The 25,002-nt window shown below is 58.8% G+C and carries 23 protein-coding genes and 1 pseudogene; 9 read left to right on the forward strand and 15 right to left on the reverse strand.

The genetic code is table 11. The features are described 5' to 3' along the window. Positions 1-93: 93 nt before the first annotated feature. Complete coding sequence (locus C5P05_RS29175; protein WP_114973390.1) at positions 94-780, reverse strand: hypothetical protein; 687 nt, start codon at positions 778-780, stop codon at positions 94-96. 210 nt (positions 781-990) lie between these two features. Between C5P05_RS29175 and C5P05_RS29180 the strand changes: the two genes are divergently transcribed. The 4 genes from C5P05_RS29180 to C5P05_RS29195 all read left to right on the forward strand — a co-directional run bounded on the left by C5P05_RS29180 (position 991) and on the right by C5P05_RS29195 (position 3,408). Then, positions 991-1,224, forward strand: coding sequence for a hypothetical protein (locus C5P05_RS29180; RefSeq protein ID WP_114973391.1), 234 nt, complete (start codon positions 991-993; stop codon positions 1,222-1,224). A gap of 182 nt (positions 1,225-1,406) precedes the next feature. Beyond that, complete coding sequence (locus C5P05_RS29185) at positions 1,407-1,778, forward strand: helix-turn-helix domain-containing protein (protein ID WP_114973392.1); 372 nt, start codon at positions 1,407-1,409, stop codon at positions 1,776-1,778. An 8-nt stretch (positions 1,779-1,786) separates the two neighbouring features. Then, positions 1,787-3,118, forward strand: coding sequence for a type II toxin-antitoxin system HipA family toxin (locus C5P05_RS29190; RefSeq protein WP_114973393.1), 1,332 nt, complete (start codon positions 1,787-1,789; stop codon positions 3,116-3,118). Positions 3,119-3,201: 83 nt separating this feature from the next. Beyond that, positions 3,202-3,408, forward strand: coding sequence for a hypothetical protein (locus tag C5P05_RS29195; RefSeq protein WP_198674904.1), 207 nt, complete (start codon positions 3,202-3,204; stop codon positions 3,406-3,408). A 14-nt stretch (positions 3,409-3,422) separates the two neighbouring features. Here the strand turns inward: C5P05_RS29195 and C5P05_RS29200 are convergent, their stop codons facing one another. From C5P05_RS29200 to C5P05_RS29215, 4 genes are all read right to left on the reverse strand, one after another. Then, positions 3,423-3,983 (reverse strand): flavodoxin, encoded by a 561-nt coding sequence (locus tag C5P05_RS29200; RefSeq protein ID WP_114973409.1) that lies wholly within the window; start codon positions 3,981-3,983, stop codon positions 3,423-3,425. Positions 3,984-4,165: 182 nt separating this feature from the next. Further along, on the reverse strand, positions 4,166-4,855 hold the full coding sequence (locus tag C5P05_RS29205) for a DUF3334 family protein (RefSeq protein ID WP_114973394.1): 690 nt from the start codon (positions 4,853-4,855) through the stop codon (positions 4,166-4,168). 93 nt (positions 4,856-4,948) lie between these two features. After that, positions 4,949-5,986: an amidohydrolase family protein gene (locus tag C5P05_RS29210; RefSeq protein WP_114973395.1), complete on the reverse strand. Its 1,038-nt coding sequence runs from the start codon at positions 5,984-5,986 to the stop codon at positions 4,949-4,951. 6 nt (positions 5,987-5,992) lie between these two features. Further along, a complete protein-coding gene (locus C5P05_RS29215) occupies positions 5,993-6,241 on the reverse strand; it encodes a hypothetical protein (protein ID WP_114973396.1) in 249 nt (82 codons plus the stop codon). 252 nt (positions 6,242-6,493) lie between these two features. Between C5P05_RS29215 and C5P05_RS29220 the strand changes: the two genes are divergently transcribed. After that, positions 6,494-6,931 carry an OsmC family protein gene (locus C5P05_RS29220; RefSeq protein ID WP_114973397.1) on the forward strand — a complete coding sequence of 146 codons (438 nt, stop codon included), beginning with the start codon at positions 6,494-6,496 and terminating at the stop codon, positions 6,929-6,931. Between the two features lie 3 nt (positions 6,932-6,934). Here C5P05_RS29220 and C5P05_RS29225 read toward each other — a convergent pair whose 3' ends face one another. The 7 genes from C5P05_RS29225 to C5P05_RS29255 form a co-directional block, all read right to left on the reverse strand. Next, a complete protein-coding gene (locus tag C5P05_RS29225) occupies positions 6,935-8,377 on the reverse strand; it encodes a dihydrolipoyl dehydrogenase (RefSeq protein WP_114973410.1) in 1,443 nt (480 codons plus the stop codon). A 28-nt stretch (positions 8,378-8,405) separates the two neighbouring features. Continuing rightward, positions 8,406-9,140, reverse strand: coding sequence for a glutathione peroxidase (locus C5P05_RS29230; protein WP_114973398.1), 735 nt, complete (start codon positions 9,138-9,140; stop codon positions 8,406-8,408). A 111-nt stretch (positions 9,141-9,251) separates the two neighbouring features. Next, entirely contained in the window at positions 9,252-10,355 is a 1,104-nt protein-coding gene (locus C5P05_RS29235; RefSeq protein ID WP_114973399.1) for a sulfate/molybdate ABC transporter ATP-binding protein, read from the reverse strand. A gap of 123 nt (positions 10,356-10,478) precedes the next feature. After that, positions 10,479-11,366 carry a sulfate ABC transporter permease subunit CysW gene (gene cysW, locus C5P05_RS29240; protein WP_114973400.1) on the reverse strand — a complete coding sequence of 296 codons (888 nt, stop codon included), beginning with the start codon at positions 11,364-11,366 and terminating at the stop codon, positions 10,479-10,481. Then, a complete protein-coding gene (cysT, locus tag C5P05_RS29245; protein WP_114973401.1) occupies positions 11,363-12,244 on the reverse strand; it encodes a sulfate ABC transporter permease subunit CysT in 882 nt (293 codons plus the stop codon). The genes cysW and cysT overlap by 4 nt, the downstream gene beginning before the upstream one ends. Next, positions 12,245-13,246, reverse strand: a complete 1,002-nt coding sequence (locus C5P05_RS29250; protein ID WP_114973402.1) for a sulfate ABC transporter substrate-binding protein — start codon at positions 13,244-13,246, stop codon at positions 12,245-12,247. After that, on the reverse strand, positions 13,243-13,833 hold the full coding sequence (locus C5P05_RS29255; RefSeq protein WP_114973403.1) for an RBBP9/YdeN family alpha/beta hydrolase: 591 nt from the start codon (positions 13,831-13,833) through the stop codon (positions 13,243-13,245). Before C5P05_RS29255 ends, C5P05_RS29250 begins: the two co-directional genes overlap by 4 nt. A gap of 97 nt (positions 13,834-13,930) precedes the next feature. Between C5P05_RS29255 and C5P05_RS29260 the strand changes: the two genes are divergently transcribed. Both C5P05_RS29260 and C5P05_RS29265 read left to right on the forward strand, forming a co-directional pair. Beyond that, on the forward strand, positions 13,931-14,302 hold the full coding sequence (locus C5P05_RS29260; RefSeq protein ID WP_114973404.1) for a thioredoxin family protein: 372 nt from the start codon (positions 13,931-13,933) through the stop codon (positions 14,300-14,302). Further along, positions 14,289-15,827: a sensor domain-containing diguanylate cyclase gene (locus C5P05_RS29265; protein ID WP_114973405.1), complete on the forward strand. Its 1,539-nt coding sequence runs from the start codon at positions 14,289-14,291 to the stop codon at positions 15,825-15,827. The genes C5P05_RS29260 and C5P05_RS29265 overlap by 14 nt, the downstream gene beginning before the upstream one ends. A 34-nt stretch (positions 15,828-15,861) precedes the next feature. Here the strand turns inward: C5P05_RS29265 and C5P05_RS29270 are convergent, their stop codons facing one another. Beyond that, positions 15,862-16,638 (reverse strand): ferredoxin--NADP reductase, encoded by a 777-nt coding sequence (locus C5P05_RS29270; protein ID WP_114973406.1) that lies wholly within the window; start codon positions 16,636-16,638, stop codon positions 15,862-15,864. 109 nt (positions 16,639-16,747) lie between these two features. Here C5P05_RS29270 and C5P05_RS29275 point away from each other — a divergent pair, with 109 nt between their 5' ends. Continuing rightward, a complete protein-coding gene (locus C5P05_RS29275) occupies positions 16,748-17,389 on the forward strand; it encodes a cysteine dioxygenase (RefSeq protein WP_114973407.1) in 642 nt (213 codons plus the stop codon). A gap of 21 nt (positions 17,390-17,410) precedes the next feature. Continuing rightward, on the forward strand, positions 17,411-19,009 hold the full coding sequence (locus tag C5P05_RS29280; RefSeq protein ID WP_114973408.1) for a rhodanese-related sulfurtransferase: 1,599 nt from the start codon (positions 17,411-17,413) through the stop codon (positions 19,007-19,009). A 327-nt stretch (positions 19,010-19,336) separates the two neighbouring features. On the opposite strand, the gene C5P05_RS29285 is transcribed toward C5P05_RS29280, so the two are convergent. Then, positions 19,337-24,568: a glycosyltransferase gene (locus tag C5P05_RS29285; RefSeq protein ID WP_232834711.1), complete on the reverse strand. Its 5,232-nt coding sequence runs from the start codon at positions 24,566-24,568 to the stop codon at positions 19,337-19,339. A 114-nt stretch (positions 24,569-24,682) separates the two neighbouring features. Beyond that, positions 24,683-24,868, reverse strand: a pseudogene (locus C5P05_RS29290) (DTW domain-containing protein); the annotation flags it as partial. Between the last annotated feature and the right edge of the window lie 134 nt (positions 24,869-25,002).

The raw sequence follows: 25,002 nt of genomic DNA on the forward strand, positions 1-25,002 counted from the left end.
ACATCGTCAGCTTCTACAACAGCCAGCGGTTGCACTCCACACTGGGCAACTTGCCACCCAATGCTTTCGAGCAGAAATCGGCAATCAAACAACCTATCGGTCTGTACGAAAAAACTTGACCAGGACAATGCCTCCTGAAAGGTGGGTTTTGATAAGTCTCCCAAGCGGGGAAATCAGGTCAACAACGCTCATTTCCTCACCCTGATCGTGAGAGACTTCCATATCATGCAAATCAGATATGAAGCTCCATTCGCTCCAAGTGCAGTCTTTTTCAGCTTCAAAGTTTCGATATTGAAGCCTGCCGATTTTGGTTTGACCTTGAGTTTTATTGGGAGCGAAAACCACAAATACTCCGCCTGCATGCAAGATTCTGTCGAAGTCACTTTTTACAATCCCAGCTGCACGCATGCGCGGATCAATGACCCCGTAATTACACTTCCCCCATAAATCAAGATCGCCGTCTGGTCCATTTTTTTCGCCAACGGGCTGATCCGCAATTTCAAATTGAAGATCAACGACGACGATTTCTTGCTCTGCGTAGTTGGGGAGACGAGGCGTTGAAATAAGTGGCTGAAATCCTGAGGTCATCGGCACTTTGTATGGCAACCCGAACGTACCTTCTTTTACATTGAACCCAGTGTCGGCCAGCGCCTCAAAGGCGCCTGACTCTAAGTCTATGAGAAGTATCTTAGGCTTGTCATATTTAACATCAGCAGACTCTTTTTTGTCAGGGAGCTCAGGTGTCAGATGTGTTGTCGCCTTGGTGTTAAATAATCCCAATTTCTATCTCCCTTTGTATTTGCTCCGATGACGTTACCACGCCAGTGCTAGCGAGGCCGCAGTGGTTTTTTGTAATGTGACAACCGTTCAACCGCTTGGCATCAACAGCAGCATCGGCTCTGCGGGTCGAAACGCACGACATAAACCCTCCAGTCGTCAATATCAGGTTGTAAATCGAAACCCATGGTTTCAAAATGCAGACATGAATAATTGCCAAGCATTTTCTGCATCGCCCGCGGCAATGAAATTGATCTGTTGCTGGAGTTGCCCGGCGGTCAGCTGCGCGTCATCGAGATCAAACACTCCGCCTTATGCAAGCTGGACAAGGGTTTTATCGAGGTGCTGGATGCGCTTCAACTTAAATCCGGCTTTGTCATTGCGCCTGTGAGCGAGCCCTTTCCGTTGTCCCAACGTGCCATGGCGCTGCCGTTGGGTCATATTTGAAAGATATAGCAATCAAATTAGCCTCAAGCCCCCGTCATCATTGCGCGAGAAGCTATCAAAAGTGAAGTGAATTGCGATGGCCGCACGCTGTGCCTGCACAATTTCAACCGCTTGAAGCCGTCATTTATGAATATAGATATTGACAAAATAGCATGTAAAGATGAACTCTATATTCATAAACCATGTCAAAACAATCTACCGCCCTTTCCAGAATTCCACCGCAGACCATGCGTGCCCTTGAGACATTGGGCTCGCATCTGGCGGTGGCCCGGGTGCGACGCAAGGAGTCGCTGGCTACGCGCGCCAAGCGAATTGGTGTTTCAATTCCGACTTTGACGCGGCTTGAATCCGGCGACCCCTCGGTGTCCATGGGCATTTACGCCACCGCCTTGTGGCTCATTGGCCGCGATGGTGAACTGGCACGCATCGCGTCGCCGGAGCATGACAAGGGTGCGTTGGAGATGAATATTCAGGAAGCCATCGACCTCGGCAAAGCCCGCGCCAAGGTGGCCCGCAAAAACCGGGCATCAGTCAAGCCGCCAGTCGATTTGTAGCGCACGCCATGGCCACCAAAATTGCCCATCAAACATCGCCAGACCGGCTTTATGCCTGGATGTTGAGTGACCCCCAAAACCCCCGGCTGGTTGGCGAGATCACGCGCCAAAACAATGGCGCTGTCGGCCTGACGTACGACCCAGCGTGGCTTGAAACCGGGTTTGCCCTGAGCGACGATATGCCGCTCGTGGCGCAAACATGGACGCCCGTGCATCACACCGCTCGGCAACCCGGCGCGCCCGGCGCACTCGATGATGCGCGCCCTGACCGCTGGGGCGAAAAGGTGATCCGGTACTTGTACAAGCCGGGCGCGTCGGTGTTTGACAACCTTTACTTTGCCGGTGACGAGCGCTTTGGCGCGATGGGCGTTTCTACCTCCAGCCGTGCTTACATCCCCTTCATGGCGCGGTCGCTGCCGCGCCTGGAGGACGCCAGCGACCTGAATGAGGCGATCCAGATCATCGAGTCGGGCGTCGACGAGTTGCAGGCGCGGCAGCGGGCGCTGCTGGGTGCCAGTTGCGGTCTGGGTGGCGCCAAGCCGAAAGCGGCGATTGCCATTGAGGGTGAAGAATGGGTGCTCAAGTTTTACAACGGCGAGCCTTTCAATCTGCCCTTGGTGGAGCACGCCACCATGACACTGGCCCACAAGGCGGGCCTTCAGGTCGCGCAAACGCTGCCGGTTCGGCTTCGGGGCGAACACGCTGTTGCTGTCAAACGCTTTGATCGCCACCACGGTGTGCGCTTGCATTGCCTGTCGGCCTGCACGCTCTTGCGCTCAGAGCTGCCAGAAGGCATGGAGCCCGAGTTTGGTTACCCGCAACTGGCGCGCGCCCTGCGGCGTTCGGCCGATCCGCGCACGCTGGATGCCCAGTTGCACGAACTGTTCCGGCGCATGATTTTCAATATTCTGGTCGCCAACACCGACGATCACGAAAAAAACCATGCCTTGCTGTGCCACATCAGTGGCCGCACCATGAAGCTCGAACTCAGTCCGGGCTATGACATCGTTCCGACCGGTTCCGGGGCGCTGGAGCACCAGTTCATGATCTCCGATACCAGCCGGGAGCCCGGCCTGTCTGAAGCCATGACGGTGGTGGATGACTTTGACTTATTCCCCCTGGACGCTGCCAACGCGGTTCTCAAGATCATTGCCGTGGTCAACGATTGGCAGAGCCACTTTCGATCGGTGGGCGTGGCGGAGCCGGACATCACCGAAATTGCCGCCTTGGTTGATGCGCCTGACTTGCTGGCGCAGCGGCAGTCGTTCAGCGCCGAGGCCTATGCCCAAGCTGGCAAACCTCGGCGCAAGCGCAGCCCTGGGGCCAAGGCGTTTCGTTGAGGCGGGGAATCGTGCCAAACTTGCCAGCGTTCATAAAACTGCCATCACCAAAGTGTGATGGCATACCAAAAAGGAGTGTCAGCATGAACAAAATGATCTACAAGGGCTATACGGCTCAAATGGAATTTGATACGGATGACAAAATCATTGTGGGCCGTGTGATCGACATTAACGACATCATCACGTTTCATGGCGCATCGATTGTCGAGTTTGAGACGGCAATGCAAACGGCGGTGGATGGCTATCTTTTTGCTTGTGAGCAACTGGGCCAAGCCGCGCACGCGGGCTAGGGTTGGTCCGTCAGCTACACGGTCACACCGATCTTCTCCAGCAGCAAGGGCCTGACCTGCTCCACCCAGCCCTCAATGCGTTCGTCCGTGTGCATGCTCTGGGTGCGCTGATCGATCACCAGCCCAACAAAACGTCCGTCAACGACGGCGGCGGACTGCTCGAAGGTATAGCCCTCGGTGCTCCAGCTGCCGACAAGCTCGGCGCCATAGCCCTTGAAGACCTCATACAACCGCATGAGCGAACTGGCAAAGCGTTCGGGGTAACGTTCCTGGGCGCCCAGGCCGAACAGGGCGATGCGCTTGCCGGAGAAGTCCGGCTTGTCCAGGTTCAATTGCGCCAGAAACTCCGCCCAATTGGCCTCCTGTCCGCCGGCTTGAAGGCCCGGGATTTCCTCGACACCGTAGCTCGGCGTCCCCAGAATCAGCGCGTCGTACTGGAGCATTTCGGCGGGCGTGATGCGATTGACATTCAGGGGTTTGCTGGCGATGTCGTCGCCCAGCTTCTTCTGGATCTTCTTGGCAATCAGCCGAGTGGTGCCGGTTTCGGTACCGAAAAATACGCCGATTTTGTTCATGGTGGGACCGATCATTTGCAGGATCTGGAGTCACGCAATTCTTGCGCCAAGGCCACGCGGGAAAAATTGACCGACAAAGGCGACACGGATTGAGTCAGCGCCTCTGACAGCAGCCCCTGCGGCCGGGGCATCTCACGTTTGCGCTCAGGCACACCGGCCTTTTGTCCAATGATCAAGCCCGCCTACATGCCCAGCGATTTCATGAGTGCCTCATGGTCAACCGCCTCTGCCGCTGGGGCGCTGGCATTCTGCTCTGCGTGGGTCTGGGCAATCAACTCGTCCGGGTTGGTCACTTCGTGGACCTCAAAGTCATGCAGCTTGATGAACTCGGTGCGGTCGATCGCCAGCTCAAGGTAAAAAATGTTGTTTTTACCGGTGTAGAAGGTCACGCGCCGGGCTTCCGGTTTGTCCAGGTGGGTGTCCACACTCAAGGCCACTTGTTTGTTGAGCACCAGCATCTTGGGCTGGTTCTGGGTGATGTGGGTTTGCAGTTCACGCCGTACCTTGCCGGTGAAATCGCCCACGATCTGGTTCATCAGCTCGCCCATGATGTTGCTTACTTCATCCGAGGTGTGGGAACTTGCCAGTTCGCTCTTAGGCATGCCCATGTTGAGCATGTAGCTCTCGTAGAGCTCCATGGCGGTTTGCGCCGAGAAATTGATGACCACCAGGCCAGAAAAACCGCCGTCAAACAGCACAAAGCAGCCAATGTCGGGCTTGAGGCAGGTTTTGGTGATGCGCTGCACCATGCCGGAATAGTGAATCTGGCAATGGGTCGCCACATTCAGCACGCGGGTAACCGAGTTGCACAGGCTGGTCAGCAGGTCTTCGGTGCCGTACACCACAGCGGATTCTTGCCCTTTGTTGCTCATGTCAACGCTCTTTGATGAAAACAGGGACTGTACAGCACCACCTCTGACGCGCTTCGCCGCCGTCCCTCGCCCGGGTGGCTGCTCATCGCCAAGCTACTGGGTCGCCAACGCTTTCAGGCGGTACAGGCGGATGGCATTTTCACTCGCCACCTGGGCGGCCAAAGGCTCTGGCAGTTGTGTGATCAAGCCCCGCAAATTATTCATGCCGTCGTCGCCCGAGCCTCTGGCGATTCCGTTGCGGTCGTAGAACGCATCGCTGCCCAGCATGAATCGATCCGGAAATTCGTGCACCAGATCGATCCAGCTTGACTTGAGCTTACCGTCCATGTCCATGGCCGCCGCAGGACTGGGATGCCCGCGGTTAAGCCGAAAACTCATGAACAGGTTGGGGTGCTCCTGCAGCAAGGCGCGAACCCGCTTGGGGTGACGCGTCAGCAATGGCTCGAAACCCACATGCACCCACACAATTTTTGTTTTGGGGTTGTGCGCCAGCAAACGTTTGAAGGCCGGCAGGTTGCCTTGCAGCTCCGGGGGATTCAGGTGGTTGGCCCGCAGGTTCTCGGGCAGCGGCATGTCTTGCGGCACCAGATCGCAATGCAGGTCAATGGGGATGTCGTTCTCCGCGGCAATGTCGGCCAGCATCAAGAGCAAGGGGTGGTCCGCCGGCACCATTTCGTAGGCATGGTTGGCACCCATGGCGGGAATGGACACATGCAGAACCGAAATTTCGCCAAACCCGACGGCACCCAGCGACACGATCTTCTGTGCACGTTCGCGGAATTTGCTTCGTATGCCATCGTCCACCGCCTCCGCCGCCGTGCTGTGGAGCATGACGTTCAGTGTGCTGCCGCCCAATACCGCAAAGCGATCAGGATTGGCTTTGGCCGCGAACAGCAGGTCTTCAATGTCATAAAACCATTTGGGTGTGTTGGTGGCAAATGGCTGCGGCATCAGCAGTGATTTGCCGATGTTCATTTGGTCCATCTGCTTCAGGGCGGTCCTGTGCGATGCTTCGAGGTCCTTGAACGGTATGGTTTGAAAGTGCGCATGCGTGTCGATCAGCACCAACGGGTCTGCCAGTGCGGCCAGACTCAGGCCTACCCATCCGGTGGCGATAAGTGTTTTTTTCATGGGCGTTCAGCGTAGTCGGGGCTCGGTTTTTCTCGTAGGCAGGCGCCACAGCCACATGGCCATGGCCAGTTGTTTAGCCCGCAAAGGCAGGGCGCGTTGGGCTCGCCAGTCCCGCACCATGGGTCCAAAGCGCGTGGTTGGCAAGAGCGGCAAAACAATGCCCACTACGCCGGTGATCAGGCTGAGCACGCCGCAGAGCAACCAGACCCAGCGCTGCCAGCGTGGGCGCAATGTGATGGGCGGGTGGGGGTTCATGGTTTGACTTTACCCCAGCGAGCTATCGCTGTTCAGGATGCCGGCGCGAGACAACACCCTCTTGCCAGCACCTTCGTCTTGGCGAAAGGCATCAAGCAACGGGCTGTTTTTGAGGAAAAAGCCGGTTCTAAAACAATTCGAACGGTCTTCAAAATAACGTAGCCAGCGACGGGTGCATAGCATGCGGTGCCGTCCTACAGACTTCTCCTTTCTGGATGTACACACTGGCTGCCTACTTCGAAAGGATTCACCATGACAGAGAAAACAGCCAGCGTTCACTGGGAAGGTGCCGGTAAGACGGGCATCGGCAACATCAGCACGGAGACCGGATCGCTCAAGGACCACCCTTATGGATTCGCCAGCCGTTTTGGCGACGACCGCAAGGGCACCAATCCGGAAGAGATCCTGGGCGCAGCCCACGCCGCCTGCTTCACGATGGCGTTTGCCTTCGCCTGTGAAAAAGCGGGGCTCGCCACCACGTCCATCGACACGACGGCGGTGGTGCGTCTGGTCAAGGAAGGCGAAGGCTTCAAGATCGACCGAATCGCGCTCACCCTGCAAGCGGTTGTGCCTGGTCTCGATGAGCAGAAATTTCAAGAGATCGCGCAAAGCGCCAAGAAAAACTGTCCACTCTCGATCGCGCTGGCTGCGGTGCCGGAAATTACGCTGCAAGCCACGTTAGGAAAGTAGGCGCTAGGCGCCTGGCCCGCAATCCATGCAACGCGCTATCGGTTCCGGGCCGATGTGCAGCTTGTGATTGAGATCGCGCAGCGCGGTGCGCAAGCCTTCTTCAATGACCGGATGGTAGAAAGGCATGTCCAGCATGGCGGACACCGTCATGCGTTGTTGCGCCGCCCAAGCCAGCAGATGGCCAATGTGCTCGGCGGCGGGGCCGAACATTTCCGCGCCCAGAAACAAGCCGCTGCCTTGCTCGCCGTAGACCTTCAAAATCCCTTTGTTGCGCAGCATGACCCGGCTGCGTCCCTGGTCCTCGAAGGACACCAGGCCCACCTCGAACCGACCCTTGAAATGCTGCTCCAGCTGCTTCAGGTCCAAGCCAACCGACGCCACTTGCGGGTCGGTGAAGACCACCGCCAGAGGCGTGCGGCGCAAGCCCGGTTGGACATCGGGATAACGGCCGGCATTCTCACCAGCGATGCGACCCTGGTCGGCCGCCTCGTGCAACAGGGGTGCGTCGTTGCTCGCGTCGCCGGCAATAAAGATGGGGCTGTTGCCGCACTGCAGCGTGGTGCGATCAAACACCGGCACGCCGCCTTCGTCCAACGTTAGTCCGGTGTTTTCCAAGCCCAGTGCGGCGATATCGGGCGCCCGACCCGTCGCCGCCAACACATAGTCGAAGGACTCGGTTTGCCAGGTTCCGTCGCTATGCCGGTAGTGGACCTCGACCCCGGTGGCGGATTCCTGGACTGACTTCACCTCGGCCGATGCGTCCAGGTAGAACTCGTCGTTGAAGGTCTGGTTGGCGTAGTCGCGAATGGCCGGGTCTTGAATGGCTGCAATTCCGCCGCCGACACCGAACACCTTGACCTTCACGCCCAGGCGGCTCATGGCCTGGGCCAGCTCCATCCCGACCACGCCCGGACCGAACACCGCCAGACTTGTCGGCAAAGTGGTCAAGTCGAATACGTTTTCATTGCTCAGCAAACGCGCGCTCAATCCCTTCAACACCGGTGGCAGGACGGACATGCTGCCGGTGGCGATCACGATGCGCCTGGCGTGAACCAACTGGCCCTGCGCCGTCACCAGGGTATTGGCATCCTGAAAGTTGACCTTGGCGGCCAAACGGTTAGCTTGCGGAATGGCGTCAATCGTCTCCAGCACGAAGCCCACAAAACGGTCGCGTTCGCGCTGCACGCGCGCCATCACCGCCGCGCCGTCCACCGTGACGCCTTGCACCTGCACGCCGAACGGCTCAGTATGCTGCGCCTGATGCGCGGCCTCCGCCGCGGCAATCAGCAATTTGCTGGGCATGCAACCGACACGCGCGCAAGTCGTCCCATAGGTGCCACCTTCGATCAGCAAGACGGAATCGGTGTGGGCGCGGGCGGCCCGGTAGGCACCCATACCGGCGGTACCGGCCCCGACAATGGCGACATCGACGTGAATGGGTGTCATGGCCGGTTTGATCACGGGCGGTGCCAACTTACTTCGCCAGCCAGGTGGCCAGCTCATCGGCGCCGCCGATGTGTTGGCCATCGATATACACCTGGGGCGTCGTGCCGCGTCCGCTCACCGCTTGCAGCGAGCTGTAGCTGATGCCGTGGCTACCCAATTCGATCTCTTCAAAACGGTAGCCCTTGTCCTTGAGCATCTTGCGGGCGCGCGCGCAGTGCTGGCAGCCGGGTTTGCCGAAAAAAGTGACGCGCGGCGGACAGATGGCCTTGGGGTTGATGTAGTTCAGCATGGTGTCAGCGTCCGACACCTTGAAAGGATCGCCCGGCTCCTCAGGCTCGATGAACATTTTTTCAATCAGTCCATTCTTTACCAGCATGGAATAGCGCCAGCTGCGCTTGCCCAGGCCGATCTCCGACTTGTCCACCAACAGGCCCATGCCTTCGCTGAATTCACCGTTGCCGTCGGGCAGGAAATAGATGCCTTCGGCGTTCTGCTCCTCTTGCCAGGTCTCCATCACGAAAGGATCGTTGACGGACAAACAGATCACACTGTCAACCCCATTCGCCTTGAATACGCCGGCCAGCTCGTTGAAACGAGGCAGGTGGGTGCTGGAGCAGGTCGGCGTGAAGGCCCCCGGCAGCGCGAACAGCACCACCGTTTTGTCCTTGAACAAGGCATCGCTATTGACTTTCTGCCATTCGCCATTGACCCGAATCGGGAATGTGACTTGGGGGACTTTTTGCCCTTCGCGTGATTGCAGCATGGTGTATCTCGGGTTCGTGGATTGGATCTCAATCTTGACACGATACGCGTCGTTGCGTGCTGGGTCTGTCCGCCAGCGAACCAAGTTCAAAAATGCTTCGTCGGCAGGCGTCTATGCCACAAACACCCGCGCCTTGCGCGGCGTCAGCACCAGGGTGTCGTTGGTTTGCAGGCCGAGTTCATGGAACAGTTGCGCCGGAATATGCGCTTCGATAATCTCCTCGCCGCCCGAGGCGGCGGCGTCCAGCGGCAGCAACTCCAGCCGCGCAATCGGTCCCACCACAATGGCGCGCGTGAGTTTGGCGACGATGCCTTTGGGCTGATCCGCCGCGCTTATGCCCGGCGTGTAGCGTTGCACCTCCAGGTCGTGCGGCCGCACATAGGCAAAGGCTTTGGCGTCCTGCACATCATGGTGCTCCGGTGTGGTCAGGCGCAGGCCGTTGTGCTCCTCGCCGATCAGCATTTCGCCTTCGTGGGCGCGGCCATGGAACAGGTTCACGTCGCCCAGAAAACCGTAGACAAACGGGCTGGCCGGATGGTCCCAGACGTCTTGCGGCGAGCCAATCTGCTCGACCTGACCGGCGTTCATCAGCACGACACGGTCCGATACTTCCAGCGCTTCTTCCTGGTCGTGCGTGACAAAAATGCTGGTGACGTGCAAGTCGTCATGCAGGCGCCGCAGCCAGCGGCGCAGCTCCTTGCGCACCTTGGCGTCCAGCGCGCCAAAAGGCTCGTCCAGCAGCAGCACTTTGGGCTCCACCGCCAGTGCCCGCGCCAGGGCAATGCGCTGGCGCTGGCCGCCCGAGAGCTGTGCCGGGTAGCGGTCGGCCAGCCAGTCCAGCTGTACCAGGCCCAGCAGTTCGTGCACTTTTTGTTTGATCACGGATTCGCTCGGGCGGGTGGCGCGCGGTTTCATGCGCAGGCCGAAAGCGACGTTGTCGAACACGCTCATGTGCCTGAAGAGGGCGTAGTGCTGGAACACAAAGCCGACGTTGCGCTCGCGCACATGCACGTCGGTGGTGTCTTCGCCGCTGAACAGAATGCTGCCGGTGTCGGCCGTTTCCAGGCCGGCGATGATGCGCAAGAGTGTGGTCTTGCCGCAGCCGGACGGGCCTAATAACGCGACGAGTTCGCCGGAATCAATGTCCAGCGACACGTCGCGCAGCGCGTGGAAGGTGCCGAAGTCTTTGCTGATGTTGCGGATTTCTATGCTCATGATTTTTCTTTCTTGGTTCCCGTCATTGCGAGCGCAGCGCGGCAATCCAGGAGCCATGGATTGCCGCGCTGCGCTCGCAATGACAATAGCGTGGCACTCGGGATGACGAATGCATGGAAATGTCTAAATGGGCTGTGGATGCTCAGGTGGTAATTCCGCCGCCGCCTTCTGCTCGCGTTCAAACTGCCACTCCACCACCGACTTGATCACCAGGGTCAGCACCGCCAGCAGCGCCAGCAGCGAGGCCACGGCAAAGGCGGCGACCGACTGGTATTCGTTGTAGAGAATCTCCACATGCAGCGGCATGGTGTTGGTCTGGCCCCGGATGTGGCCCGACACCACCGACACCGCGCCAAACTCGCCCATGGCGCGGGCGTTGCACAAAATCACGCCGTAGACCAGGCCCCACTTGATGTTGGGCAGCGTCACATGCCAGAAGGTCTGCCAGCCGGTGGCGCCCAGCACCATGGCGGCCTGTTCTTCTTCGGTGCCCTGCGCCTGCATCAGCGGGATCAGCTCGCGCGCGATGAACGGGAAGGTGACGAAGATGGTGGCCAGCACGATGCCCGGCACGGCAAAGATGATTTTGATGTCATGCGCCTGCAGCCAGGGGCCGAACCAGCCATGGGCGCCAAACAGCAGCACATAGACCAGGCCCGCCACCACCGGCGACACCGAGAACGGCAAGTCGACCAGCGTGGTCAAAAACGCCTTGCCGCGGAATTCGTACTTGGCAATCGCCCAGGCGGCGGCCACGCCAAACACCAGGTTCAGCGGCACGGCAATCGCGGCGGTGAGCAGGGTCAGGCGAATGGCGGTCCAGGCATCGGGCTCCTTGAGCGCCTCCAGATAGGCGCCCACGCCTTTGCGCAGGGCTTCGGTGAAGACAGCCGCCAGCGGCAGCACCAAAAACAGGAAGATGAAACCCAAGGCGATGCCGATCAGCGTCCAGCGGACCCAGGCCGACTCGGTGGTGCCGGATTTGGCGCGACGAATGGTGCGGGTACTCATGAGGCAGCTCCCGAACGGCGGCGCTGCCAGGCTTGCAGCCCATTGATGATCAGCAACAATACAAACGAGAAGCCCAGCATCACCACCGCCACGGCGGTGGCACCGGCGTAGTCGTATTGCTCGAGCTTGCCGATGATGATCAGCGGCGTGATTTCCGAAATCATCGGCATGTTGCCGGCGATGAAGATGACCGAGCCGTATTCACCAATGGCGCGCGCAAACGCCATGGCAAAGCCGGTCAGCAGCGCCGGCGCAATGGTCGGGAAAATCACAAAGCGAAAGGTCTGCCAGCGCGTGGCACCGAGACAGGTGGCGGCTTCTTCGAGTTCTTTCTCGGCGTCCTCCAGCACCGGCTGCACCGTGCGCACCACGAAGGGCAGGCCGATGAAGATCAGCGCGATCACGATGCCGTTGCGGTTAAAGGCCAGCTGGATGCCATAGGGCTCCAGCAGCTGGCCAATCCAGCCGTTGCTCGCCAGCAGGGCGGTGAGCGCGATGCCGGCCACGGCGGTGGGCAGCGCAAACGGCAGGTCCACCAGCGCGTCGATGATTTTCTTGCCGGGGAATTGGTAGCGCACCAGCACCCAGGCCACCAGCAGGCCAAACACCACGTTGACCAGCGCCGCGATGAACGAGGCGCCAAAGGTCAGCTGGTACGAGGCCAGCACGCGCGGGCTGGCGACCGCCGCCCAGAACTGCTCCCAGGTCAGCGTGAAGGTCTTGAACACCAGCGCCGAGAGCGGGATCAGCACGATCAGGCTCAGGTAAAACAGCGTGAAGCCGAGCGTCAAATTAAAGCCCGGCAGCACGCGCCGGGCCGCTCGCTTGGACACGGGTCTACCCGTCGCCAGCGGCGCAGTCAGAATGGCGGCGGTCATTTATTTGACGGTGTAGAGTTTGTCGAACTGGCCGCCGTCGTTGAAGTGCACTTTTTGCGCTTCGGCCAGCGAGCCGAAATACTCATTCACGGTGAACAGCTGAATCGGCTTGAAGGTGCTGGCGTACTTTTTAAGAACGGCCGGCGAGCGCGGACGCAGCCCGTGTTTGGCGGCAATTTCCTGCGCCTCGTCCGAATACAGGTAGTCCAGATAAGTCTTGGCCAGCTCGGCCGTGCCCTTCTTCGCCACGGTGCGCTCCACCACCGCCACCGGGTTTTCGGCCACGATGCTGACCGAGGGGTGCACGGCATCGACCTTGCCGGCGCCGAATTCGCGGTCCACCGATACCACTTCCGACTCGAAGGTCACCAGCACGTCGCCAATATTGCGCTGCAAAAAGATGGTGGTGGCGTCGCGCCCGCCCTTGGCCAGCACCGGCACGTTCTTGTAGAGCTTGCCGACGAATTCGGCCGCTTGCGCATCGGTGCCGCCAGTCTTGCGCACGTAACCCCAGGCCGCTAGATAGGCCATGCGGCCGTTGCCGCCGGTCTTGGGGTTGACCACGATCACCTTCACATCGGGCTTGACCAGGTCGTTCCAGTCCTTGATGTTTTTCGGGTTGCCGTTGCGCACCAGAAACAGCATGGTGGAGCTGGTGGGCGAGGCATTGCCGGGAAAGCGCTTGGCCCAGTCCTTGGACACCACGCCGGTGCTGGCCAGAAAGTCGATGTCGGTGGTGGTGTTCATGGTCACCACGTCGGCCTCCAGCCCGTCATTCACGGCGCGCGCCTGGGCGCTGGAGCCGCCATGGGCCTGGTCGACTTTCACGTCCTTGCTGGTGGTCTTTTTGTAATGCGCCACGAAGGCGCCGTTGTAGTCCTTGTAAAACTCGCGCGCCACGTCGTAGGAGGCGTTCAGCAGCGTCGTTTGAGCTGCTACTAAATTGCTAGCTGTAAGCGCAACACCGACGAGGGCTAGAGTCACTTTTTGTTTGAATTTCATACGGATTCCTGGAGTGCGGGTGAATGACGTGAAGGAGAGGGCGAAGTGACCAGGGCGGCGGCGTAGCTGTCGCCGGTCAAGGATTGCAGCAGCGCCAGCCCCAGCGGCCAGGCGCCGAAGCCGGAATCGATGTTGATATGGCCGGCCTTTTGCAGCCGCACAAACTCAGATCCCCAAGCCCGCGCATATGCGCCGGCCGTGCGCACCGGGCAAAACGGGTCGTTGCTGCTGGCCACGATGATGCTGCGGTAGGGCAGCGGCTGATACGGTGCGGGCGCAAAGTCGGCCAGGATGCCGCGGCGTTCCGGGTCGGCCGGGGCCACCAGCAGTGCGCCCTGAATGCGTTCGGCCGCCTCGCGTGGCAAATGGGTGGTGGCGATGCAGCCCAGGCTGTGCGCGACGATCACCACCGGGCCGGCTTGTTCGAGGATGGTGCGGGTGATGGACGCCACCCAGGCGCTGCGCGAAGGCGTGATCCAGTCGTCCTGCTGCACCCGCACCGCGCCGGGCAGTTGCTCTGCCCACAGGCTTTGCCAGTGACCGGGGCCGGAGTCGCGCCAGCCGGGAATGATGATGAGAGGGACCATGCGGTGAATTGTGGGTGGCCATCGTTAAAACCCAAACTACTTATTTCCCATTTGGTTATCGCAAAATAGGCATAACGATTTTTGAGATCATCACCCCATGAATCCTGAAGACCCGGCGCTGCCCCCCTCTGTCCTCGTTGTCTGCCTGTGCGCCGAGTGGTGCGGCGTGTGCCGCGACTATGCACAACGCTTCGAGCAGGTGCAGGCCAAGTTCCCGCAGGCGCGCTTTCTCTGGATTGATGTGGAAGACGAAGCCGACCTGCTGCACCCGCTGGACGTGGAAGACTTTCCCACCCTGCTGATGGCCGTGGGGACCGAGCCGCGCTTCTTTGGCCCGCTGACACCGCAGCCGGAAACGCTGGAGCGCCTGATCCGGGCGCAGATCGAAAACACGACGGCGCCAGCGCTGGCCAACCGGGCCGTGACGGACCTGGTGGCTCGGATTCGGGCGGAGCATGCGCTCCGGTAGGTGGCCTACGCAGGCCGCCATCAATGTGCTGGCACTGGGCGCGTGGGGTGGCGTGACCGGCATCGCGATCTTCATGGATGGTGTTCGCCCGCCGATTGTCATCGCGTACCTGGTCATCATCCTGTCGACCGTTCTGTTCAGCTTTCTCGTGCGCGCTTACCGCAAACGCCTCAATGAACTGCATACCGTCGGCCGTGACCTCGCCCGCCGCACCTTTGACCTGAAGGCGAGCCAGGCCGAGCTGCACCGGGCACAAGCGGTCGCCAAAGTCGGAAGCTGGGTCTTTGACATCGGCGCCGACACCATGCGTTTATCGACCGAAACCTGTCGTATTTTCGGTTTGCCTGAGGGCACCACGGGCAGTCATGCGGCCTACCTGAAGCGTGTTCATCCAGACGACCGCGAAGCGGTGGATCGCGCCTGGTTGGCCGCCTTCAAAGGTGAAACCTTTGACCATGAGCACCGCATCGTGGTGGGCCACGCAGTCCGCTGGGTCCGGCAAAAGGCGGAACTGGAATTTGCGCCGGATGGCGCGCCGCTGAGTGCCATTGGCATTGCGCAAGACATCACCGCGCACAAGGAGGTGCAGGCGGCGCTGCAGGACAGTGAAGAACGTTACCGCACTATGATCGAATGGTCGCCCGAGTCCATACTGGTTCATCGGCTCGGCAAAATCCTGTACGTCAATTCGGCGGCCATCAAGCTGTTCGGCGCCAAGGATGCGCAAGGCCTGCTGGGTAAATCGACGACGGAGCTGATTCACCCGGACTATCTTGAGGCGCAGATGGCGCGGATGAAGAGCATTAACGAGCATGTGCTGATCAAGCCGATGGTGGAGTCGCGATTTCTCAAACTCGATGGCGCAGCCATTGACGTGGAAGTCCAGGGCACGGCCATCGTCTACGACGCAAGACCCGCCATTCACGTTTGCATACGCGACATCACCGAGCGCAAGCAGATGGAAAAGCAGGTGCATCAACTGGCCTTCTACGACACCCTGACCGAACTGCCCAACCGGCGCCTGCTCAATGACCGCTTGGGCCAGAGCATCGCGGCCAGCAAGCGCAGTGGTCGCTATGGCGCGCTGATCTTTCTGGATCTGGACAACTTCAAGCCGCTCAACGATACGCACGGGCATGACGTTGGCGATTTGCTCTTGGCCGATGCGGCAAGCCGACTGCAAACATGTGTCCGTGAGCAAGACACGGTGGCGCGCTTCGGTGGCGATGAATTTGTGGTGATGTTGTGCGAGCTGGATTCAGACAAGGCCAGGGCAACCACACAAGCGGCGGTGATTGCCGAAATCATCCGCTCCGTTCTGACCGAGCCCTACCGCCTGTGCATCCGGCAGGACGGCAAGGAAGCCACCTTTATCGAGCACCTCTGTACCGTCAGCATCGGCGTGGCCTTGTTCGTCAACCATGAAGCCAGCCAGGACGACATCCTCAAGTGGGCCGATACCGCCATGTACCAGTCCAAAAAAGCCGGGGGCAATCTGGTGCTGTTTCACGACGCGACGGTGTGAGTGCGGGTTGACGGCGGCTTGGCCGCCGTCGGCATCACTGCTCGGCAAAAGCCCGTTCAATCACGAAGTCCGCCTGCTTGGTGGTGTTGCCTTCGATGAAATCGCGCTTTTCCAGCAGGTGCTTCAAGTCGCGCAGCATGCCAGGGCTGCCGCAAATCATGACGCGGTCGTAGGCCGGGTCCAGCGGTGGCAAGCCCAGATCGGCCTGTATCTTGCCACTCTCCAGCAGCGTGGTGACGCGGCCCTGATTGACAAAGGCTTCGCGCGTGACCGTGGGGTAATACAGCAGCTGTTTGCTGACCATCTCGCCCAGAAACTCGTTGTCCTGCAGCTCATTCGTCAGGTAGTCGCGGTAAGCCAGTTCCGCCACGTCGCGCACGCCGTGCACCAGAATGACCTTCTCGAAGCGCTCGTAGGTTTCGGGATCGCGCACGATGCTCAAGAAAGGCGCCAGACCGGTGCCGGTGCCTATCAGGTACAGGTGCTTGCCCTCCAACAGGTAGTTGATCAGCAGCGTGCCGGTTGGTTTGCGCCCGACCACGATCTTGTCGCCGACCTTGATGTGCTGCAGGCGCGAGGTGAGCGGGCCGTCCTGCACCTTGATGCTCAGGAATTCGAGGTGATCTTCGTAATTGGCGCTGACGATGCTGTAAGCGCGCAGCAGCGGTTTGCCGCCCTCGCCGCGCAGGCCAATCATCGTGAAATGCCCGTTGGAGAAGCGCAGCGACGGGTCGCGCGTGGTGGTGAAGCTGAACAGTCGGTCCGTCCAGTGGTTAACGCTCAAAACGGTTTCTTCTAGAAAAGCACTCATTGCAGCCTTGCAAAAATAATCAAAATAGGGACCGGGAAAACCCTCAAGTGTAAAACCCCGACAAAGTCCGCCGGAAATCGGGTGAAATAGCCTTTTTCAGGGGCCACGCATGACCACCTCATCCTCCTCACCAAACCTGGCCCGGCTGCGCAGCTTTGTGCAGCAATTGGCCGTTCTGCTCGACCGCCACCCGAGTGAACCCGAGATCCTGGACCAAGGCGGCGCGCTGCTGGCCCAGCTGGTCGCCCACGACGACTGGCTGCCCGAAGCCTATGCCCAGCCCGATCCGCAGCGCTATCAGCAGAATCTGCTGCATGCTGACGCGCTGGGGCGCTTTTCCGTCGTCAGCTTTGTCTGGGGACCCGGCCAGAGCACGCCCATCCATGACCACACGGTCTGGGGCTTGATCGGCCTGCTGCGTGGCGCAGAGCAGTCGCAAGCCTATGCCCGCACCGGCGACGGCCGCTGGGCGCCCCAGGGAGCGCCACACACGCTGGCGCCGGGCCAGGTGGAAGCGGTGTCGCCCCGCATCGGCGATGTGCACCGTGTCAGCAACGCACTGGCGGACCAGCCCTCCATCAGCATCCATGTCTATGGCGCCAACATCGGCGCCGTACAACGCTCGGTGTACCTGGACGACGGCACGCGCAAGCCCTTTGTGTCCGGCTACAGCAACGCCTCCCTACCCAATTTCTGGGACCTGTCCGCCGAGTTGAATGCCTTGAAAGCAACGCAAAGCACGACGCGCTGAATCATTTTTTGCAGAATATCCATGACCTTACCTTTGCCCTCAAAAACTTTCCAGGATGTGCGCCAGGCCTTGCTGGCCCGGCAGGAAATTGCCCTGATCGACGTTCGCGAGGAAGACCCGTTTGCCCAGGCCCATCCGCTGTTCGCCGCCAACTTCCCGGCCGGGCGCCTTGAGCTGGATGCCTGGAGCCGTATCCCGCGTCGCGCCACAGCAATCGTGGTGTACGACAACGGCGAAGGGCTGGCCGACCCGGCGGCACGCACGCTGCAGCAACTGGGCTACACCGATGTCGCGCTGCTGGACGGCGGCCTGCAAGGCTGGCGCAGCGCCGGTGGCGAGATTTTCAAGGACGTCAATGTGCCAAGCAAGGCCTTTGGCGAACTGGTGGAATCGCAGCGCCACACGCCGTCCTTGTCTGCCGAAGAAGTCAAGGCGCTGCTGGACAGCGAAGCCGACGTGGTGGTGCTGGACGCCCGTCGTTTTGACGAGTACCAGACCATGAGCATTCCGACCGGCATCAGCGTGCCGGGGGCCGAACTGGTGCTGCGTGCCCAGGCGCTGGCACCCAACCCGGCCACCCGCATCATCGTCAACTGCGCGGGCCGAACCCGCAGCATCATCGGCACCCAGTCGCTGGTGAATGCCGGCATTTCCAATCCGGTGTCGGCCTTGCGTAACGGCACCATCGGCTGGACCCTGGCCGGTCAAAAACTGGAGCACGGGGCTGAGCGCCGCTTCACGGCTGTTTCAGACGAGCAACGTGCCCAATCCGCCCAACAGGCCCGTGCCGTGGCCGACCGTGCGGGCGTCAAGCGCGCCCACGCCGAGGACCTGGCGCGTTTCGCCGCAGAAGCCGGCCGCACCACGTACACCTACGACGTGCGCACGCCCGAAGAATTTGCAGCGGGTCATTTGCCGGGCTTCCGCAGTGCGCCCGGCGGCCAGCTGGTGCAGGAGTCCGATGTGTCCGCTCCCGTGCGTGGCGCCCGCCTCGTGTTGGCCGACCTCGATGGCGTGCGCGCCAACATGAGCGCGTCGTGGCTGGCGCAGATGGGCTGGGATGTGTGGGTGCTCGATGGCGCCCAGGCCGGCGACTTCAATGAGGTCGGCGCGTCGCCTTCACCCGTGCCGGAACCGCAGGGGCCAATCGCCTGGGCCTCGCCGGCCCAGTTGGCGCAGTGGTTGCAAACTGAGCCCGCAGGCCACACGGCCGTGCTGGACTTCACCACCAGCGCCGACTATGTCAAACGCCACATCCCGGGTGCCTGGTTTGTGCTGCGCTCCGAGCTGGCGCAGGCGGCAGCGCGCATCCCCGGCGCGAAACGCTATGTGCTCACCTGCGGCAGCAGCCTGCTGGCGCGCTACGCCGCCGTCGATTTGGCCCGCCTGACGGGTGCTGAGGTGCTGGTGCTGCAAGGTGGCACGCTGGCCTGGATGGAGGCGGGCCTGCCGCTGGAGCATGGCGAAACCCACCTCGCCTCACCCCGCACGGACCGCTACCGCCGTCCCTACGAAGGCACGGACAATCCGCGTGAAGCGATGCAGGGTTATCTGGATTGGGAATACGGTTTGGTGGACCAGTTGGGGCGGGATGGCACGCATGGGTTTAGCGTGATTTGAGTTGCTGTATCAAGAAGTTCAAAACTGTCCACGGAAACGGGTCAAGTCCAAACGATATGCCCCAGTCTTCAACAATCGTTTTCTGTTCAGCCCGCCGTTGGCTCCTTTGCAGCGCTGTCATTCAGGTGCGTGGTCTGCCGGGCTACACCACACCCTACGCTGGGCGAAAGCATTGGCATGGCAGGTACACGGACGTGCCGCCGCAGAATAGGTAAGCTCCGCAAAACGCTGCAAAGTTAATAGCCTGCCGCGCAGACCCCACGGAATCTGAACGGCTTTTTCTCACTCTTTGCCGCGAGCAGGCGTTTTCAGTCAGGCTGAGTTCATTCATGGTCGCTCCGCTGCTTTAAGCCAATTGTTTATGCCATCAACCCCCAGTCCCAGCAACACGTCTTGTACCGCTACTACACGTTGCAGCATGTCACCGTTGTCGGATTCTTCTCGTTCTTCTGCTTCGGCAAATAGGCGGGTTAATAGCTGGGTGAGATTGTTTTCGTAGTCGTGCAAGTACAGCTTGGTACGTTTGACATAGGCCAGATAAATCTCAGTGACCGCTAAGGCTTGCTCTGGATTGTGTTGTGCGGTGGTGTTTAACCATGCATCCAAGCCCATGAGGCGGTGATGTTTGTTATCGCCGTCTTTTTCGAGCACATCAAAGCAGTGCTGGATCAACTTTGTAGGCACCGATATTGTCAATGCACCTTCTGTGAACAAGTGATCCGTTTTCCCAGCAACTGCGTTGGCGTGAGCGCTACGGGCATTCAGGCCAGCTTCGATGCCTGTGAGGCATTGTTCACGTTGCTTCCTTATGTTCTCAGAGTGTGTCCAAACACTTGCAGCACCCCGCCAGGCGTCTGTGGCGTCTAGCACTTTCAACTCTTCGAGAAAAATCGAGAAGTCGAGTTGTTTCGTCAGTGCCGCCAACGCCGAAATGCGACCCCATGTTTCTAAGTCTTTGCCTCTACCTTCGCTGGGAAGGCGCGCCAGCAATGGTGCGACCAGTTCAAAGTTGTCGTGATAGGCGTAGTAAAGGCAAGGCTCTGCACTTTCCCATAGTCCGGTCGAATCTTGCATGGTGCTGCGGAATAAATCCCAGCCCAGCCCCGGATTTCGACTCTGAATAAAGGGCAAGCGTCGCAGGATCAAAGCACGAATCGCAGGATGTTTGTCGCCTGCAAAACGGCTTAGCGTGGGCGATAACAACTCGGGCCATGGGATGTCTTTTTCTTGAAGTTGATTGGCCAAGATCATCAGAGCTTCGGCGATGTGACCACGCGCCATATTGATGCCCGTGGTCAGCAGATCGACTGAATCGCCTGAGATGGAGCTTTCCTCTTCAAGATTTTCAAAACCAGTTGCCAGAACCACCAACCGGGTCGCCTCTTGCGTGTCTGCGATGACATGGGCACAGGCTTGAAGGGCATTGGACGCAGCGCGGTTGTGTTGCCAGTGTGTGAGATGTTCCTCCAGTTCATCAAGAATTTTCCGCGCCAAGGTGGGGGCATCAGGTTCGTCACGCGGTTTCCAGGCGGCATTGGCCTGCAAGTTGCCATAGCGGTGCGCCAGGTAAGTGGCGACACCGTCCATGATGTCATTGCGAAACCGTTCGGAAAGATCGGTCCAATGCGCAGGCAATAAACCCAGGAAACGGATTGGACTGCGGGACGCTGCTTCGCGCAGTTGCCAGCCAACTTCGCGTTCTCCACCGATCAGGAAGTCGTCGCGATGTTCGTCTAAAAGCCCTGTGTAATGCGCCAGCAAACTCAGCACCCCAGCGTCGCTGGCGTTAAGAAATACCTCGAATGAAAACGGTGCACCAACCATGCCACCACGCATCCCTATGCGGGGCTGGCGAATGAAGAGTCCTTCAGCCTTTTCCTGTGCGTCCAATAGTGCCTGTGCCTCTGGTGAGCGCAGATAGCAAGGAATGGGCGCGATCAGTTGTGCTCGCTCCATAGATATCCAGGCGCGGTGGCGATCATCGGTGGCTTCATCCTCTCTCATGGACAGGATTGCCGCCAACACAGCATCTTGTGCGGGCGTTTGAAGGTGTATGAACGCCGTTTGTATCAAGGTGCCCAACTCGTATGAGAGATCGGAGCCCAATAGTTCCATGTCGCACAACATCTGCTCAATAACGCCCATGTTGGCTTCAGGAGCCGCAGTGCATCCGAGGATGGCGAAGTAGCGCAATGCTCCCTCGTTGTTGGAACACAGACGTTCACGGTTGGCATTCCACCAGTCTGTGTGCATTTTTGCATGTTTCAGGATGGCGGCTTCGACCGCGTCCAGCAGCACCCGTTCACTATCAACGTGTCGGTGATCCAGTTGGCTGTGGTCATCGTTGTATGACGTTTCTCGCAAAAAACCAGACCAATAGCCTGTGCTGGTTTCGCCATACCGCGATCTCTTGGTGTGGCTCCATTGCTCAAGCGACGCCAGTGCCAGATCCAGCAAAGTCGTGGATTTCTCCATCCGCTGGTGGAAAAAGGTATTTTTTGAATTGCCAAATTCGTGTGGGTGACAGCGTAATTTGTTACCGAACCTGAATGCCAAAACATCCTCATTGGTAATGTCGCCAGCCACAAAACGCCACAATAATGCATCACCCATACCACCGTCGCTAACGTAGCGCGCAACCGCATGCCCCAGAAAACTGTGCTCTTGTCGTGGTAAGTTGAGTAATTTCTCAAGCAAGGGCCCAAGCAATGTCGGGCTTTCTACATTGATTTCCGCCAAGTAATCTCCCAACCGTCCAATGATCTGCGTTGCGTCGACCCAATCCCACTCTAGCGTCTCCGACCAGAACGCCAACACGCCAGAGGTATCGTCATTCTTCCACTGCTTCACCCGATACATATGCGTTGCCAATCCTTCAGAATCACGCGTATTTTTCAGATCAGGCACAAGATACTTGAACCAAAAGTGATGCCATTCAATCGCCGCCGCTTCGGTGTAAATGACTTGAAACACGTCGCGGTGCTTGTTGCGCAAATCACGTATCAAAGGCCAGTCGTCGTCCTGAGGCTTGTGTTCGGCAAATGATTCGGCCACTAAGCGGCGAACGTGGAAAGCGGAGTTCCCGGTTAAAACCGTGCGTAGCTGCTTTCGAAATTCACGTCGGTCCCCAATGGCCAATTGCGCGACAAAGCTGCGGATACTTGGGCGTACGAAAGGCACGGGGGGCAAGTCTTGAATGAATGTATTCAGCGTTACCCCCTTGCGCACGGCTCTGCTAATCACTAACACATCCAGCAGGGTTTGATGTCCGAACGCCAACTTCCCTTCCTGCGTTTCGTGTAATACGTTGCGGTTGAGTAATGTCAGCAGGATATCTTGCGAAGCCGAAAAACGCTGGCGAGGCACTGCCAGACTGCGTGTTCTCAGCATTTCGTCGGCAATCGCTTCAATAGCTTCAATCGCCAAGTCACCCAGTTCAACATCATCTTGCACAATGGTTTTGAGGTATCGCTGCGACAGGGCGTGGCTGGTTACAGCATTGAAGCTGCCATTCCGTTGAGCCAGTTCGACAAACAAAGCTAATTCACGCGGGTTTTGAATCAGCTCGCGGGTCACGGTGTCGATGTTGGACGTGTCGATGCCGAGTTTCGTAAGCAGTGGTGTAATTTCGCTCCCCCAGTTCAGGGCTGGGCACTTTAATTCGCTATCCCATTTACGCACGGCTATGCGGCGGTCGTAATTGCGGTCAAAGTCACGACAGGCGGTGACCACGGTCACATTGGGAATCAGTAGCAGACGGTCAATTTGTGTCAAAAAATATGTCAGCACGCTGTGCTCGCGGGCGATTGACAGCACATCCAAAGAGTCGATGACCACAACTACCTTGATTTCTTCCGCCATGCGTGCTGCGTTTTCCACCCACTGCTCGGGCAAGCCTTGGGCCTGACGGTCTTGTACGGTGGCCTGGTCTGCGAACTCGCGTGACTGGATAAAGAGTGGGACCAGGTCAGTGCGAGTTTGGGCGCGCTGCTCCAGCGCTTCTTGCACCTCCAACATCACGCAAGTTTTACCAGAGCCGGGTAAGCCCGTGAGCAAGATGGAGCGTTTTCCTTCGTCGATGGCGGCAAGTAGCTTGTTCACAATCGGACTGGCAATCCGCATACCCGCAATGTCTCTTTGCCAAGTTCTGCCGATGGCTGAGGTGCTGGAAAATGATGCCCTTATTTCAGCAAGACTCGTCTTCGGAACCAATCCAGTAGCTGGCGTTGACAACGTTGGGGTAGTTGGTGCGCTGGGCGACTGCGCTATGGTGACCGGGCCATCACCGAAACGCCAGCCTAACGCGTCGGACAACTGCTTTGCGCAGTGGCCCCAGGTGTAGTGGTTCAGCAAGTCTTTGCGCAGTTGAACTGCCTTTATTCTGTGCTTCGCAGGGTCTTTTGCAATCTGGATTAGGGCGGCGGCGAGGGCTTCTAGGTCTTCCTCTTGGAAATGGGGTTCCAGGTGACTGCCTGCTACTTCAATGACACTCACCATCGACGTGTAATGCCCGCTTTCAAGTTCCCTCAAAAGTCGATAGGCACCGCTTTTGCTACTCAGGATTAACGGCACTCCGGCAGCTATAGCTTCCCACGCAACAAGTCCAAAACCTTCGTGCCATGAGGGCATCATGGCCACGCTGGCGGCACGCAAGTCATTGAACAATGCAGCACGGTCGGTGGTGAATGGCAGAGCACGTAGAGCGAATACGCAACCTGCGTAGCCTTCAGCAAATGCCTTTAAAGCTTTCTCAGCTTGCGGGTCGGTCTCTCCAGCAGAGTCTTCAAATTCAACCCCGCGTAAAACCAACCGTGGTTCACTGGCGCGGTGCAAGGCGGTAGGAAGACCACTATTCTCCGTGCACTGGCGAACCGCATTGCCAAAGGCAGCCACTCCCAAGTAGGCTTGTTTGATCTTGCGGGCGCTGTCGTTGAGGCGGCCGCTCAAAAACGCTTTGAAGGTGCGTGGCTCCATTCGCGGTGTGATTTCCGGTAAACCCGGCACGAGCATGGAAACTTCTTTATCGTCGAGCATGTCGCACAACGCATCGCGCAGTAACGGTCCGACTGCCAGTACGAAGTCGGCTTGGGCAAACAGTTGTTTCTGCTCCGCTTCTTTGGCATGGGCCTGGGCACTGCTTTCGGCAAACTCCTCGTAGTTCCCATAACTCATGTGGTGGATCAGTGCCGACAGGCCTCCGCATCTTTTGGCTGCGGTCAAGGCGATGGCACCGGTAATTCGGTCGTGTCCCAGCCAAACCGTTTCGGTTGTGTGGCATTGAACGTCCGCACTTTTCAGCGCTTGCATAACTGCGGCTTCCAATTCGATAGTGAATGCCTCGGTGCCTGGAAGATTCAGTGAAACCAGTAGCACGCCTTCACGTTCAGCGGCTTCCACCTCGGCTTTACTGGCATTGGGAACGACACAAACTGTTTTTACATCGCTGTGAAACGTGGACGCTACGGCTGGCAGCAAGTCGGAGTTGAAACTGTTAATGCCACCGAATTTAGGGCCCCAGCCGGTGGCAAACGCAACCAGTATTTTTGTTGTTTGAATCATGGTTGAACGTTCAGAAAAATCGATTTGCCATTTTGCAGGTAAATATGAGCGTTCAACCCCCTGAGGTTTGGGAAATTCGCGTTAGTGAGTGCAGTACAGCTTATTGGAGCAGGTCTCCAACGTCTCGCCTGCATGCTGCTCACCCGCCAGGGCCAAACACAACGCGGCCACCTCCGAGCTGCACAGGTGGTCCTCGCGGGTCGAGCGGCGCAGGCTGTAGCGCGAGAGTTGTTCCGGCTGCAGGCTGAGCACCGGCAAGTGGTTCAGATAAAGGCTTCTGCGAAACATCTTGTGCGCCTCCGACTAGTCTTACTGTGTCATAAATTATGCTATCATAAACGCAGCGTGAATTTTGACTGGGGGCGTGATGGACATATCGCAGGAGTTCAATCGCTACGTTGATCATTTGTCTGCTGGGCTGGGCCATGCCGATC

The sequence above is a fragment of the Rhodoferax ferrireducens genome, from assembly GCF_003347515.1.
GTDB lineage: Bacteria > Pseudomonadota > Gammaproteobacteria > Burkholderiales > Burkholderiaceae_C > Rhodoferax.

What these genes read in the sequence shown, in the direction of transcription:
- C5P05_RS29270 (WP_114973406.1), bottom strand. Translation starts at nt 16,638, where the DNA reads ATGAGTGCTTTTCTAGAAGAAACCGTTTTGAGCGTTAACCACTGGACG.
- C5P05_RS29230 (WP_114973398.1), bottom strand. Translation starts at nt 9,140, where the DNA reads ATGCTGCAATCACGCGAAGGGCAAAAAGTCCCCCAAGTCACATTCCCG.
- C5P05_RS29195 (WP_198674904.1), top strand. Translation starts at nt 3,202, where the DNA reads ATGAACAAAATGATCTACAAGGGCTATACGGCTCAAATGGAATTTGAT.
- cysW (WP_114973400.1), bottom strand. Translation starts at nt 11,366, where the DNA reads ATGAGTACCCGCACCATTCGTCGCGCCAAATCCGGCACCACCGAGTCG.
- C5P05_RS29190 (WP_114973393.1), top strand. Translation starts at nt 1,787, where the DNA reads ATGGCCACCAAAATTGCCCATCAAACATCGCCAGACCGGCTTTATGCC.
- C5P05_RS29275 (WP_114973407.1), top strand. Translation starts at nt 16,748, where the DNA reads ATGACCACCTCATCCTCCTCACCAAACCTGGCCCGGCTGCGCAGCTTT.
- C5P05_RS29285 (WP_232834711.1), bottom strand. Translation starts at nt 24,568, where the DNA reads ATGATTCAAACAACAAAAATACTGGTTGCGTTTGCCACCGGCTGGGGC.
- C5P05_RS29225 (WP_114973410.1), bottom strand. Translation starts at nt 8,377, where the DNA reads ATGACACCCATTCACGTCGATGTCGCCATTGTCGGGGCCGGTACCGCC.
- C5P05_RS29235 (WP_114973399.1), bottom strand. Translation starts at nt 10,355, where the DNA reads ATGAGCATAGAAATCCGCAACATCAGCAAAGACTTCGGCACCTTCCAC.
- cysT (WP_114973401.1), bottom strand. Translation starts at nt 12,244, where the DNA reads ATGACCGCCGCCATTCTGACTGCGCCGCTGGCGACGGGTAGACCCGTG.
- C5P05_RS29200 (WP_114973409.1), bottom strand. Translation starts at nt 3,983, where the DNA reads ATGAACAAAATCGGCGTATTTTTCGGTACCGAAACCGGCACCACTCGG.
- C5P05_RS29280 (WP_114973408.1), top strand. Translation starts at nt 17,411, where the DNA reads ATGACCTTACCTTTGCCCTCAAAAACTTTCCAGGATGTGCGCCAGGCC.
- C5P05_RS29260 (WP_114973404.1), top strand. Translation starts at nt 13,931, where the DNA reads ATGAATCCTGAAGACCCGGCGCTGCCCCCCTCTGTCCTCGTTGTCTGC.
- C5P05_RS29205 (WP_114973394.1), bottom strand. Translation starts at nt 4,855, where the DNA reads ATGAGCAACAAAGGGCAAGAATCCGCTGTGGTGTACGGCACCGAAGAC.
- C5P05_RS29250 (WP_114973402.1), bottom strand. Translation starts at nt 13,246, where the DNA reads ATGAAATTCAAACAAAAAGTGACTCTAGCCCTCGTCGGTGTTGCGCTT.
- C5P05_RS29255 (WP_114973403.1), bottom strand. Translation starts at nt 13,833, where the DNA reads ATGGTCCCTCTCATCATCATTCCCGGCTGGCGCGACTCCGGCCCCGGT.
- C5P05_RS29265 (WP_114973405.1), top strand. Translation starts at nt 14,289, where the DNA reads ATGCGCTCCGGTAGGTGGCCTACGCAGGCCGCCATCAATGTGCTGGCA.
- C5P05_RS29210 (WP_114973395.1), bottom strand. Translation starts at nt 5,986, where the DNA reads ATGAAAAAAACACTTATCGCCACCGGATGGGTAGGCCTGAGTCTGGCC.
- C5P05_RS29220 (WP_114973397.1), top strand. Translation starts at nt 6,494, where the DNA reads ATGACAGAGAAAACAGCCAGCGTTCACTGGGAAGGTGCCGGTAAGACG.
- C5P05_RS29185 (WP_114973392.1), top strand. Translation starts at nt 1,407, where the DNA reads ATGTCAAAACAATCTACCGCCCTTTCCAGAATTCCACCGCAGACCATG.
- C5P05_RS29215 (WP_114973396.1), bottom strand. Translation starts at nt 6,241, where the DNA reads ATGAACCCCCACCCGCCCATCACATTGCGCCCACGCTGGCAGCGCTGG.